Origin of the sequence: Streptomyces sp. NPDC005438, assembly GCF_040606315.1 — a bacterium.
Classification (GTDB): Bacteria; Actinomycetota; Actinomycetes; order Streptomycetales; family Streptomycetaceae; genus Streptomyces.
The window spans coordinates 42,976-55,691 of sequence record NZ_JBEXEP010000005.1; the positions used below are offsets into that span (position 1 = coordinate 42,976).

Annotated in this window: 9 protein-coding genes; 7 read left to right on the forward strand and 2 right to left on the reverse strand. The window is 66.7% G+C overall.

The window, feature by feature from the left end; genetic code table 11:
• Positions 1-25: 25 nt before the first annotated feature.
• From ABZT14_RS12505 to ABZT14_RS12515, 3 genes are all read left to right on the forward strand, one after another.
• Positions 26-2,230: a hypothetical protein gene (locus tag ABZT14_RS12505; RefSeq protein ID WP_356300321.1), complete on the forward strand. Its 2,205-nt coding sequence runs from the start codon at positions 26-28 to the stop codon at positions 2,228-2,230.
• Between the two features lie 248 nt (positions 2,231-2,478).
• Positions 2,479-2,916 carry a hypothetical protein gene (locus ABZT14_RS12510; protein WP_356300324.1) on the forward strand — a complete coding sequence of 146 codons (438 nt, stop codon included), beginning with the start codon at positions 2,479-2,481 and terminating at the stop codon, positions 2,914-2,916.
• Between the two features lie 1,864 nt (positions 2,917-4,780).
• Positions 4,781-5,248: an NUDIX hydrolase gene (locus ABZT14_RS12515; protein ID WP_356300327.1), complete on the forward strand. Its 468-nt coding sequence runs from the start codon at positions 4,781-4,783 to the stop codon at positions 5,246-5,248.
• A gap of 96 nt (positions 5,249-5,344) precedes the next feature.
• On the opposite strand, the gene ABZT14_RS12520 is transcribed toward ABZT14_RS12515, so the two are convergent.
• Positions 5,345-5,764 carry a TOBE domain-containing protein gene (locus ABZT14_RS12520; RefSeq protein ID WP_356300330.1) on the reverse strand — a complete coding sequence of 140 codons (420 nt, stop codon included), beginning with the start codon at positions 5,762-5,764 and terminating at the stop codon, positions 5,345-5,347.
• Positions 5,765-5,934: 170 nt separating this feature from the next.
• Here ABZT14_RS12520 and ABZT14_RS12525 point away from each other — a divergent pair, with 170 nt between their 5' ends.
• Together ABZT14_RS12525 and ABZT14_RS12530 are read left to right on the forward strand one after the other, a co-directional pair.
• Positions 5,935-6,891 carry an SDR family NAD(P)-dependent oxidoreductase gene (locus ABZT14_RS12525; protein ID WP_356300333.1) on the forward strand — a complete coding sequence of 319 codons (957 nt, stop codon included), beginning with the start codon at positions 5,935-5,937 and terminating at the stop codon, positions 6,889-6,891.
• Between the two features lie 426 nt (positions 6,892-7,317).
• Positions 7,318-8,196 (forward strand): alpha/beta hydrolase, encoded by an 879-nt coding sequence (locus tag ABZT14_RS12530; protein ID WP_356300336.1) that lies wholly within the window; start codon positions 7,318-7,320, stop codon positions 8,194-8,196.
• 86 nt (positions 8,197-8,282) lie between these two features.
• Here the strand turns inward: ABZT14_RS12530 and ABZT14_RS12535 are convergent, their stop codons facing one another.
• Complete coding sequence (locus ABZT14_RS12535; protein ID WP_356300339.1) at positions 8,283-9,341, reverse strand: PHB depolymerase family esterase; 1,059 nt, start codon at positions 9,339-9,341, stop codon at positions 8,283-8,285.
• A gap of 1,419 nt (positions 9,342-10,760) precedes the next feature.
• On the opposite strand from ABZT14_RS12535, the gene ABZT14_RS12540 reads away from it, so the two are divergent.
• Both ABZT14_RS12540 and ABZT14_RS12545 read left to right on the forward strand, forming a co-directional pair.
• Positions 10,761-11,963 carry a substrate-binding domain-containing protein gene (locus ABZT14_RS12540; protein ID WP_356300341.1) on the forward strand — a complete coding sequence of 401 codons (1,203 nt, stop codon included), beginning with the start codon at positions 10,761-10,763 and terminating at the stop codon, positions 11,961-11,963.
• 3 nt (positions 11,964-11,966) lie between these two features.
• Positions 11,967-12,704 (forward strand): ABC transporter ATP-binding protein, encoded by a 738-nt coding sequence (locus ABZT14_RS12545; protein ID WP_356300344.1) that lies wholly within the window; start codon positions 11,967-11,969, stop codon positions 12,702-12,704.
• Positions 12,705-12,716: the final 12 nt, after the last annotated feature.

Sequence of the window (12,716 nt, forward strand, 5' to 3'; positions counted from 1 at the left end):
GGCACAGGAGATTTTGGAGATTTCCATGAATGACCCGTATCAGCAGTATCCTCGGCAAATCCCAGTGACCGCTTCGTCGAATGGGCAGACACCTCCGCACCCATATCACATCGACGATGCGCGTGGTGACGCTTCGTCGAGTGGGGCTACCGTTGAGAAGGGAATTGAAACCAGAGCCTCCAAAGATTTCAATATTTACGGTGACGCCGGCATTGTAGCAGCGTCGATTGGTACGCTGATTACAGAATCAAGAAAAAAAGATCTACTAGAGGGAAGTATTCGGAGAGTTCACGAGATCCTGGATTCTCCCTTCGAAATGAATTCGGACTGGAGCCAGAAGTGGGAAGAAGCGCATGATCCGATCACCCACAGTCTTGCGGCACCTGTCTTGATCATCGTTGCACCACGTTCCATCGGTTCGACCACCTTCGCTCTGCGATTGCTGGCAAAGAGTGCTAATTCCACGACTTCAATTTTGAAGTTGGACCCTGACTGGGGCGCCCCGAGTTGCGGTCGCCTACCGCTAGAGAAAAATCACGGTTTTCAGCTAGACCTCAAAGACCCCGAACATGACCGAGTCAACAGCGACTTCCTTGACGCTCTTTCCGGGCACGCCGACCATCTACGGTCTTGCCATTCTCACCTGGTGCTTACAGTAGCCCAAGAACTGTGGGTTGATGACCGCCTTCCCCCACGTCGAGGAGTCCACGTTCTACACCTCCAGAAAGCGCCTGACGCTCAAGCGCTAGTTGAGGCTCACCTGGAATCGCATGGCCACGCTGCACTCGCATCGTCACTACGCACGTTCACCAAAGCTTGTGATTCGCTTAAGGGTTTGAACGCGGTCAAGGCAGCACGGGCGGCCCGTACCATCGTGGCAGCATGGGAAGAGCATCAAAACTTGCTGCATTCTTCCCCTAGGTCGGGGGCCAAACTTGAAACAGAGTCCCCGAACTTGGAGGTTCGGGTGACCGCAGCACTGACGGACTGGCGAAACGAGTTGGATGGGCTCTTCGGCGATGCGCCCGCCGTGCACAACCCCAAGAGTTCTCTGACAGTGGATGACCGCTGCCTGCTGGTGGCCCTGGCAGTCCGGCAGTCCGCGCCGATGTCGCAGGTGGCTCGGATCGCAGACCGTTTGATGAGGCGGTTGGGTGAAGCACCCGTGGCTCATGGGCAAACAGGTATCCCCACCTTGCATGCCGCTTTTGCTGGTCGTGGCACACGGCGTCGACTCCACGACGTTCAAGCAACGGTAGACGGTCAGGACAACGTAATCTTCGAACGGCCAACCTATGGGCAGGCCATCATAGAGTATGTGTGGGACAACTACGAATTCCTGCGCGAACCCCTACTCGCATGGCTGGTGGAAACAAGCACCGATAACGGGGACGCTAAGAAACGTGCCGTGGAAACACTTTCCTACCTGGCGGTACGCCACGGTAGCATCGATTACCTGAGCACCCTGGGCAAGTCAGCTGCTTCCGCACCCGATGTTTTCGCCTCTGTGATGGAGTCTGCCGTCCGGGATGAGCATATCGGTCCACTCGCCTGGAAGACCCTGTACCGATGGGCGGGAAGTGACACCTACACCGAGCCGGTGATTCTTCTGTGCCAGAGGGTTCTCCAAGATCCCATGTCTGCGGGAGCAGAGAAGCGGGCCATGGTTCGCCTACGACGTGTGGCCCACAGGTCAACCACTGATGTAACTCGTGAAACGGTCTTGAAAGCATTCGATGAACTCGCTCAGCAGGATTGCGGAATTGCACGCCTGGTAACTGAAGTGCGTGGCTGGCAGCAGAAGAGAACATCCGCGCGAGCCGGAAGCCTGGCCTTTCTCGCCCTCATGACGGTGCCTGACAACGAAACATCCTCTGACCTTCCTTGGCTGGTACGTTCGGCTAGCACTACCGAAATTGACGTGCAAGGCGCCGTACATGATCTATTGGTCGATCCGCAAAGCAATGATACGGTCATACTTCGTTTGGTCGACTGGATCAGTTCCAGTTCCAGCAACGAGGATACCTACAGCCAACTGCGCGACACCCTTCTTCCTGCCCTGCGCAGGCATGACATGTTCAAGGCTGGCATGACGTTGATGCGGCACCTGGAAGGCGTTTGCACCGCCTGCGGCAGCAGCGCCGCCGAGGACTTCTACCAACACTTGGTTGATAGCCGCCTACAGCCCACTTTTCCGCTCCCGAAGGAGCATGAAAGTGAAGCAGAATGATGAAGCCTTGGCAGCGTCGCTCCCGTACCAGTTCCTGCCCGAAGCCTCGCCTATTGCCCAGCGCCACGCCCGACATCTACTTCGAGGCGTTTTTTGTTATTACATGGCGCCCAAAGTGGCCTTCTCGACCAAACGCAGAAGATCGTTTGCGGGTCGACGTCCAAACTGCGGCACGTCGTACAGCTGCCCTATGGGAAGCTCACGAGCTGGTCGCTGCGCAGGACGCTATAAATGCTGCCCTCGCTTGCATGCCTGACAATGATGCTTACCGACTGGTCGATGTACATGCTTCGCTGCAGCTTAACTCACAGGCGAAGACGTTTATCGCCCGTCAACAGGCAGATGGCCAACGCATCAGCCGCCTGCGATTCCTAAAGGAAAATCTGTATGATCACCCTGATCTTGTAGTGGTCGACCGTCTGGAACACCGATCACCCGGAGATCTTGATGAAGACTACGTCGCTGAACTTCAGCGTTTGTCCAGACTGATCAAATCCTGCGATCAATGGTGGTCCCCTTTGTTACGGCAGTGGGAGGAAGTGGGAAAAGGGTTCAATGACCCAGAGCAGCAACAGCGGGCAATGCTCGCCCTAATTGACGCATTGAATAGACTTGACAAGAGTATCGATCCAGACCTCTCTGGCCTGCCTCAGAACTCTTTTACCGAAGGGCAGGAACGGCTGTGACACTCGCCATCTGGAGAGTGATCCTTGCCCCTTTGACGAGCCTTTTAGCTCTATTCATGATTCTGCGTAGCCGTCGGATGATGACGTATGACGCTGCTTGGTGTCGAGCTCGTATGCTCATGCGTCCTGACGAGATGGTCTACCTGCTCTGCCGCCGGGCAACCGTCAGTCAAGCTTCTTACTGGGTCACGAGAGTAGACGATCTCTAAAAGTGAATCCGATAACTCGAGAATATTTTCGCGAGTCCCCCACACCGTAGAGTGAGATCGGGCGCCGGCTTTCCGCTTGTTCACTGTGGAGGTCGAAGCCAGGGATTGCGGCAGAAATTTGCGTGCGAAATGCTTCAGTTATTCGGGGTTGACATGTCTGGCTAGTGGTGGGGATTTGAAGAGGTTGCCAGACTTGGCTCGCTAGCATAGCAATCTATGCGTTCCCAGAAACCGTTTACTGCTCACTCCCGATCGGTGGCTGGTTGGGCAGTATAGAAGAATCCCAATATGCCTATGTGGATCTTCTGTTGGGATTTCAGTGGGATTCCGCCTCGGAGCGCGCGGCATGCTAATCGAGACCGCTTGAGTTATGGGAAATTCCAATGCCCAGTTGCGGCTTATTTGTTGTCCACTTCAACTTCACCTCGTGTTCCGTCCCTTTGTGTGGGGGCGGGAGGGTTAGATAGGAGAAAGTGATGCGCGATATTTTTACCCTCATCACCGAACAGATTGTACGAGACTGTGGCGGGCGTCCGATCTGTGCTCATGTTGGCGATGTGCGCGTGTGCACAATCAAGAGGCATCCCACTTACGAGGTTCTGCGGGAGAGCATTCAGTTGGGGCGAACGAAATCAACGAAAAGTATGCGTCTCTGGGAGTCGGTGTCAACTCTGGCTATGCAAGGCGAACAACGGGTGCGGGAGAAATGGTTGATGATCTTGTTGGACATGCTTACTCCGAATTTTCGGTGGTGGTCCAATGATCTAGCAAGGAAGTGGCGCTGTGATGTATCTGATGTCAGGTCCGCGATGGTGGAAGGAGCACTGGAAGCTTGGGTTTCGTTGGCTGGTAGCGCGACCCCCAGGGAGCTTTTGGATGGTATGAGAAGGAGCGCATTTGCCAAGGCTCGCTCCTTGGTGGAAGTAGGCAAAGGGGAGAGGTGCGCTGAAAGTTCCGGGTATCTGATCTCTGGTGTAGTGCACGAGGAATATGTCACTCTATGTGCGTCGTCGATTATTGACGGGTGTGCGGTGCAAGACCCGGACGCTGACGAGAGGATTCGTGGCGAGAACGCGGGTGCTCTTCTGCAGCGAATGGGGGCAATGGTGCACGTGAATTATTTTCATGAGGGAGTCCGCAGTGGCCGCCGGAGGGACGCGGATGCTCCACCGATTAACTCGGCGCAACTGGGGCGAACCTGGGTTGACGGGAGAAACTTATATTATCGGATCTCCGATCTGCTGCCGCGATATATCGGGTTTGGTGAAGCGGCTGACGCTGTTGGTATTTCGGAATCTCAGGCATCGAATATGCACAGGAAGGGAAAGCTCCCTTTTAGTGTTCTCTGGATCGGAAATAGTCGAGTTGTTTCGGTGAGATCTCTTATGGCTGTCCTGGGGGTTCAGGACTCCATTGTGCACCCTGATGATGTGGAGAATGGCGCATATCATGTTCTCCGGGAATAGGGCCCAACGGATGTTTTCGCTGTTTAGGCCTCCCCTTTCTTCGGTGTCGCTTCGCCAGGCGGGGTCTGTCGGCCAGATTAATGATATCGTGAGTCGATAGTGTGGAATGGAGGTGTTTGCCACTGATTCTCTTTTGGTCCCGCAGTCCACACTCTGGGGCGAAGGGGACCTCGGGGGCTGCTGGCTCCTATGCTCCTGGGCATGAGTACCGGTAGCTCTGTAGCGAGTTCACTGCCCCGGCATTCGGTGTCCGTCGGTGGGGCCGTGATGCGGGCGGACGGAAGGTTCCTCGCGATCCAGCGGGCGGACAACGGCCAGTGGGACCTCCCCGGAGGGGTGCTGGAGTTGGACGAGACGCCGGAGGAGGGGGTACGGCGTGAGGTGTGGGAGGAGACCGGCATCACGGTCGAGGTCGGTGCGCTCAGCGGGGTGTACAAGAACATGGTGCGGGGCGTGGTCGCCCTGATCTTCCGCTGTGTGCCCTCCGGCGGGGTGGAGACCACCTCCGACGAGACGTCGGCGGTGGTGTGGCTGACCGCCGAGGAGGTGGCCGAGCGGATGAGCGAGCCGTACGCGGCCCGGTTGCTGGACGCGGCGGTGGAGGGCGGCCCCCATGTACGGAGCCATGACGGCCGTCAACTGATGGGCGCGCGGTAGGAGTTGCCCCGGCGTACGGGTGGCCGGGGCCCCGTGGTTGCCGTGCTTGGCCGGCATCTCAGTGGTACGGGCACCTCAGTGGTACGGGCGTACCGGTCAGGGGATGGCCAGGGCGACGTCGGTGGACTTGATGAGGGCGTGCACCGGGGTGCCGGGGGTGAGGTGCAGGTCCTGGGCGGCCTCCCGGGTGATGGCGGAGGTGAGTTCGCCGCCGTCCACCCGTACCCGGACCGTTGCCATGGCCTCGCCGGTGGTGACCCGGGTGACGGTGCCGGGGATGCGGTTGCGGGTGCTGAGGTGGTCGGTGGGGCCGGTGGCCAGGGAGACCTCGGTCGACTTCAGCAGGACCCGTACCGGGGTACCGCCGGTCAGTTCGAGGTCCTCCGCGGCGTCCCGGGTGATCGCGGCGACCACGCGCTGACCTCCGGTGAGCTGGACGTGGACGGTGGCCATGGCCTCCCCCGGGGTCAAGTCGGTGACGGTGCCGGGGAGTTGGTTCCTGATGCTGAGCTTCACGGGAGGGACCTTCGCTGGGGTGGAGGGGCGACCCGTTCACCGTAGGGCGGGAGCGGGGAGGTGCCCGGGTAACACGCGGCGGGGTCACCCGGGGGTCGGTGAGCCGGTACGGGTGGGTCGGGGCTGTCGGGCTTGCCCTGGAGAGCACTCCAATTCGTAGCCTCGGGCCCATGACGACAGCGCAAGAGAAGATCGATTCCGGTTTCGGCTACCGTTCCACGGCCCGCGAGGTGGTCGAGGGCCTGGACCTCGACGGCACCCTGGCACTGGTCACCGGTGGGTACTCGGGGCTCGGCCTGGAGACCACCCGTGCGCTCAGCGCGGCCGGTGCCGAGGTGATCGTGCCGGCCCGTCGCCCCGAGGAGGCCCGTCGGGCGCTGGAGGGCGTCGACCGGGTGCGGGTGGGGGCCCTGGACCTGTCGGACCTGGACAGTGTGCGGGGGTTCGCCGAGGACTTCCTGTCCGAGGGCCGGCCGCTGCACCTGACCGTCAACAACGCGGGGGTGATGGCCTGCCCGGAGACCAGGGTGGGGCCGGGCTGGGAGTCCCAGTTCGCCATCAACCACCTGGGCCACTTCGCCCTGGTGAACCGGCTGTGGCCGGCGATCGCCCAGGGGCGGGGCCGGGTGGTGGCGGTGTCCTCGGCGGCCCATCACCGTTCCGACATCCACTGGGACGACCTCCAGTTGACCTCCGGCTACGACAAGTGGGTCGCCTACGGGCAGTCCAAGACGGCCAACGTGCTGTTCGCCGTGGGGCTGGACGCCCTCGCCAGGGACAGCGGGGTACGGGCCTTCTCGCTGCACCCGGGGCCGATCCGTACCGAACTCCAACGGCACCTGGGGCTGGAGGAGATGCGTGAGCTGGGCTGGGTGGACGAGGAGGGGAACCTGATCAACCCCGACTTCAAGACCCCGGAACAGGGCGCGGCCACCCAGGTGTGGGCGGCCACCTCCCCGCTGCTGGACGGCCGGGGCGGGGTGTACTGCGAGGACTGCGACATCGCCGAACTGTCCGAGGACGGCCGGCGGGGCGGGGTACGGAAGTACGCGGTGGACCCGGACAGCGCGACCCGGCTGTGGGCCCTGTCCGCCGAACTGACCGGGGTGAACGCCTTCTCCGGCTGAGGGAGTGCGGCCCGACCGGGACCGGCCCACGTGGCCGGCCCGGTCGACCATCGCTCGCGTCGGGTGGGCGCCGGTCAACGGCCGCCCGCCGTCCCCTCGAACCCGTCCGGTGCCCCCGCTCGTGGTGGGTGCTTCGGTGTGGGTGGCCGTTTCCCCGACCGGGGACGTCCTGTCGGTGGCCTGGGCTCCGAGGGGCGACCGCCCCCGTCCGTCCAGGCGTCCCGTGGTGGCCGGCCACCACGGGACGCTTCTTCGAGGGGTGCCCCGGCCAGGCCGACCCCTCGGGGCGCCCTCGGGGCAGGGGTGCCGGTGGGCGTCCCTCGGTGGTGGCTGGCCCGCTTCCGCCTCCGTACGGTCGCCGGTTGCCGGGCCCTCTCCTCGCTCGTACCGTCGCAGCAGGGCGCACCCGGTGTGAGGAGTCGGGCCATGGGAGGCATCACGCGGGGGCTGGGCGCCCTGGGGGTGGCCGTGGCCCTGTTGCTGGGGGCCGGGTGTTCCGGGGACTCCTCGCCCGACCGGGCGGAACCGTCCAGTCCCGTACCGCTGCCCTCGCACACGGAGGCCGAGACCGGGCCGGAGCGGGTGCGGGTCAGCACGGTGCAGGCGCGGGAGGTCGCCGGGCGGTTCGGGGGCGGCACCGTGTACCGCCCGGAGCGGATGAGCCCCAGACCCGCCGTGATCGCGGCCTCCCCGGGGTTGGGTGCCGACCGGTCGACGGTGACCTGGTACGGGCACCTGCTGGCGTCGCACGGCTTCGTGCTGATCGCCATCGACACCCTGACCCTGGAGGACTCCCCGGACCGGCGCGCGGAACAGTTGCTGAACGCGTTGGACTACCTCACCCGTGACGGCCCCCTGGCGGGCCGGGTGAACGCTGACCGGCAGGCGGTGCTGGGCCACTCCATGGGCGGCGGGGCGGCACTGGTCGCCGCGTCCCGGCGGCCGTCGATCCGAGCGGTGGTGTCGCTGACCCCCTGGTACGAGTCCCCTCGCGGCTGGCCCGGCGTACGGGCGCCCACCCTGGTGGTGGCCGGCAGCACGGACCAGATCGCCCCGCCCTCGGAGTACGCCAAGCCCTTCTACCAGGGTCTGGACAACGCCCGGGAGCGGGCCTACCTCAGCCTGGACGGCGACCACCTGGTGGGCAACTATCCCCGGAAGTACCTGGGTTCACAGGTACTGGCCTGGTTCGGGCGGTTCCTGGACGGCGACGTCCGCTACGACCGGAGGCTCTGTCCGCCGCCCCCGGAGCGCGGCGCGGTCGTGGAGTACCGGGACAGTTGCCCGCACCCCCGTTCCGGCTGAGGGGTACCGGGGCCGGCCGGGCCCGTACGACCCGCTCCGTGCGGACGCCGGGCGAGGGCGTCCGCACGGAGGCGTGGGGGGCCCGGTCAGCCGGCCAGGCCCCAGTCCTTGAGCAACAGGGAGCTGGAGCAGACGCGGTCGGGGAAGTAGGTGCCGCTGGTGCCGCACCCCTCGTCGGGCTTCACCGGGGTGCCGTGGCCCATGCCGGCGACCTGGTAGCTGCGGACGACCACCTTGCCGTCGGCGTCCTGGTAGTCCTCCCTGGTGGTCTCGCCCGGGAGCTGTTCGGTGCCGTCCGCCTCCTGGTCGGCGCCCTGGACGTCGGTCCACTGCTTGACCGACTCGGTGAGGTTGCCGGGGGCGACCGTGGCGTCGGCGCTGCCGTGCCAGAGGGAGACCACCGGGCGGGCGCCCTGGTGGTCCGGGTGGGCCGCCCGTACCAGGTCGCCCCACTCCTTGGCGGACTTGGTCACCCCCGGGTTCATGCAGGTGAACGCGGTGACCATGGAGTCGGCGCAGCCGTGGGGGAGCCCGGCGACGATGCCGCCGCCGGCGTAGGTGTCGGGGTAGGACGCCAGCAGGGAGGCGGTCATGGCCCCGCCCCCGGAGAGTCCGGTGACGTGGACGCGGGAGGAGTCGGCGCCCAGGTCGGACAGGGTGTGGTCGACCATGTGCTGGATGGAGGCGGCCTCGCCCTGACCGCGTGAACGGTCCCCGGGCTCGAACCAGTTGAAGCAGCGCGAGGCGTTGTTGAGGATCTCCTGCTGCGGGGCGACCACGGCGAAACCGTGCTCGTCGGCGAGGGACTGCCAGCCCGCGCCGTCGAAGTAGTCGGCGGCGCTCTGGGCGCATCCGTGGAGGATCACCACCACCGGGCTGCCCTGGGGCAGGCCCTCGGGAACGTAGCGGTACATCGACAGCGCCCCGGGGTTGTCGCCGAAGTCGCTCACCTGCTCCAGCCCGGCCGTGGCCCGGGGGGTACCGGACGCGCCGGGCAGGGCGCTGGCGCTGGACGGCAGGGCGAGCGCCAGGGCGGTCACCAGGCCGGCGGCCAGCAGACCCGGCAGCCGCCGGCGGCGGGAGGTCGTCTGGTGCGGGGTCGGGTCGACGTGGGGGGTGCGGGGGGCTCCTGGACTTGCGCGCATTCCGGTCTCCTGTCGTGGGGACGGTGAACGGGACCGCGTCCGGCGGCATCGGGGAGCGTACCGGCGCCCCGGTACCGGCCCGGCTGGGGAGGCGGCGGCCGGTCAGGTCACAGCACCGTAGGGAGCGCGGCGGGGCTGGGCGAATGTGCCGGGGCGCCATGGTGGCGGTCCAGGACTGTGGTGACTGGCCATTGCGAGGGCGGACGGCCCCGACCAACGGTCCCCGCCCCCAACGGCCCCCGGCCCGGGGGCGGTTGGCCACCCTGGGGTGCGCTTGCCTCTCTGCCGGGGGGCTGTTCCCCCGCCCGGGGGACCCGCCTCCTCGGGTGGGCGCCCGCTCCGCCGGGAGGGCGCGTACCCCTCTGCCGGTGGGCGCCGGCGGGGGTACGGGACCCCCACGGGGCCCACCAGGTCCCGAACGGGCCGCCCACTGGGGCGGTGCCCTGGTCTGCTGGGGCGGTGCCCCCGATCTCGGGCGGTGCCCCCGTCTCGGGTGGCCCACCCGTCGGAGGGCGCCCCCCCTCCTCGGGCCGGCGCCCCCCTTCTCGGGCCGGCGCTCCGGTGGCGGTGCCCCAGCCGGGCCGTGCTGCCTGGCCCCCTCAGGGGTCCCCTCCGTGGCGGTGCCCCATCTCGGGCGGTGCCCCCGATCTCGGGTGGCCCACCTGTCGGAGGGCGCTCCCCTTCTCGGGCCGGCGCTCCGGTGGCGTGCCCCAGCCGGGCCGTGCTGCCTGGCCCCCTCAGGGGTCCCCTCCGTGGTGGTGCCCCATCTCGGGCGGTGCCCCCCCATCTCGGGCGGCGCCCCCGTCTCGGGTGGTGCCCCCGCCTACCGGGGCGGTGCCCCCGTCTCGGGTGGCCCACCCGTCGGAGGGCGCTCCCCTTCTCGGGCTGGCGCTCCGGTGGCGTGCCCCAGCCGGGCCGTGCTGCCTGGCCCCCTCAGGGGTCCCCTCCGTGGCGGTGCCCCAGCCGGTCGTCGACCTCGGCTGTCGGGTCCCCACCCTCAGGGTGACCGGCCCCGGTCCCGGTGCCCCATCCCCCGCCGGTCCCGTCGACTCCGATGACCGGGCACCGTGACTCCGGGGTACGCACCCGGGCGTGGCCCCCGCCGAACGCCGGCACGTTCCCCCGCGCGCCCCCAACCCCCGTACTCGGCACGGGGGTTGGGGCGACCATCGGGGGCGGGCGATCCATGTGGTCCGGCCCCAGGAGTGGTGGTCGGGCAGTGTGCGGGACGTACATTGCCGGCCGGCATCACGGGGCGGACGCTGCCTAAGTCACCACGAGGCCCGAGCCCCACGGTGGCGTGCCCCGAGCCGCACCCCGGCGCGACCTGACCCGTCGACGCCGGTTCCGGGGCCCTGAGCAGCAGCCCCGCCCTGGCCCCGTGGGCGGATCGGACCGAATCCGAGGAGCCGTTTCGCCATGCGCAGACCCCTGGCACAGACCGCACTCGTCGCCGCCCTCTCGGCGGCCCTGGCCACCTCCTGTGCCAGCCCCCAGGACAACGCCTCCGGGGACGACGAGGAGGTGAAGGTCGGACTGGTCACCTCCACCAGCGGGCCACTGGCCAGCTACGGCAAGCAGTACCTCCAGGGCTTCCAGGCGGGGTTGCACCACGCCACCAAGGGCACCGGCAAGGTCGACGGGCGGCGGATCACCGTACTGAAGGACGACGACGGCGGTGACCCCGCCAAGGGGGTGTCGCTGGCCAAGAAGCGCATCGGCCAGGACGTACGGATCATCGCCGGGACCGTGGTGTCCGGGGTGGCCACCCAGATCGCCCCGGTCGCCGAGCAGAACCGGACCCTCTACATCTCCGGCCCGGCCGCCACCGACGAGGTGACCGGGGTCAACGCGCACACCTTCCGCTCGGGCCGGCAGACCTACCAGGACGTGGTGACCGCCAAGGCCATCCTGGACCGGGAGAGGAAGTCCGGTTCCCAGGGGAAGCGCAGGGTGGTGGTACTCGCCCAGGACAACGCCTTCGGTCAGGCCAACGTGGCCGCCGTACGGCAGGTGCTGGGCGGCGACGGCACCGAGGTGCGCAAGGTGCTGGCACCGCCGAGCGCCACCGACCTGACCCCGGTGACCAGCAAGGTGAAGGCCGCCAAGCCGGACATGGTGTTCGTGGCCTGGGCGGGCGACACGGCCCGTTCCATGTGGAACACCCTGGACCAGCAGGGGGTGTTGGACAGCTCCACCGTGGTCACCGGACTCGACATCCGCTCCAGCTACCCGGTGTTCGGCAAGGCCCGGGACAAGGTGACCCTGCTGGCCCACTACGTGGCCGGCGCCACCGAGAACAAGCAGGCCAAGGCGATGCGCGCCTACTTCGCCAAGCGGGGCTGGAAGGAGGACCTGTTCTCGCCGGACGGGTTCAACGCCGCGCAGATGGTGGTGGAGGCGGTACGGGCCGGTGGGGACGACTCCGACACCAAGGCCATGACCAAGGCGCTGGAGGGCTTCGAGTTCGACGGGGTCAAGGGACCCAACACGGTCCGCGCCGAGGACCACGCGCTGCTCCAGCCCATGTTCCAGGCCGAGTTCGACGACGACGGCAAGCCCGGAGTGGTGGCCACCTTCCCGCCCGACAAGGTGGCGCCCCGGCCCGGAAAGGCGGACTGAGACGTGCCGGGCTCGGGCCCCGTACCGGTACTGGAACTGCGCGACCTGTGCTGGTCGGTGGGCGGGGCGGACATCGTCCAGGGCGTGGAACTGGCCGTCGCCGAGGGGGAGTTCTGGGCGCTGATCGGCCCCAACGGGGCCGGCAAGACCTCGCTGTTCAACCTGGTGTCCGGGGTGAACCGCCCCACCGGAGGCGCGGTACTGCTGGACGGCCGCGCGGTACAGACCCTGCCCCCGCACCGTCGGGCGCGCCTCGGGGTGGCCCGCAGCTTCCAGTCCTCGCTGCTGTTCCCCTCGATGACGGTGGCCGAACACGTGGAACTGGCTGCCCGGGCCGGCGGGGCCCGGGGCCCGGTCGACACCCGGCCGGCCCTGGAACGGGTGCGGCTGGCGCACCGTCGTGCCGAGCCGGCGGCCGAACTGTCCCACGGGGACAAGCGCAAGCTGGAGCTGGCGATGCTGCTCGCCCCCTCGACGGCCGGGCCCCGGCTCATGCTGCTGGACGAGCCGATGGCGGGCGTGGCCAGCGAGGAGGTCGCCGAACTCACCGAGGTGATATGGGAGTTGCACCGTGGCGAGGGGCGCACCGTGCTGATGGTGGAACACCACCTGGACATCGTGCTGGGCCTCGCGGACCGGGTGGCGGTGATGCACCACGGCCGGCTGTTGGCGGCCGGCGCCCCCGACGAGGTGATGGCCGACTCCCGGGTGCAGGAGGCCTACGTGGGGGAGCTGCTGTGAACGAGACCGGTA

Bases quoted from the DNA above. Each gene is read 5' to 3' on its own strand.
- ABZT14_RS12535 (WP_356300339.1), bottom strand. From the start codon at position 9,341: ATGCGCGCAAGTCCAGGAGCCCCCCGCACCCCCCACGTCGACCCGACC.
- ABZT14_RS12515 (WP_356300327.1), top strand. From the start codon at position 4,781: ATGCTCCTGGGCATGAGTACCGGTAGCTCTGTAGCGAGTTCACTGCCC.
- ABZT14_RS12540 (WP_356300341.1), top strand. From the start codon at position 10,761: ATGCGCAGACCCCTGGCACAGACCGCACTCGTCGCCGCCCTCTCGGCG.
- ABZT14_RS12510 (WP_356300324.1), top strand. From the start codon at position 2,479: ATGCCTGACAATGATGCTTACCGACTGGTCGATGTACATGCTTCGCTG.
- ABZT14_RS12505 (WP_356300321.1), top strand. From the start codon at position 26: ATGAATGACCCGTATCAGCAGTATCCTCGGCAAATCCCAGTGACCGCT.
- ABZT14_RS12530 (WP_356300336.1), top strand. From the start codon at position 7,318: ATGGGAGGCATCACGCGGGGGCTGGGCGCCCTGGGGGTGGCCGTGGCC.
- ABZT14_RS12525 (WP_356300333.1), top strand. From the start codon at position 5,935: ATGACGACAGCGCAAGAGAAGATCGATTCCGGTTTCGGCTACCGTTCC.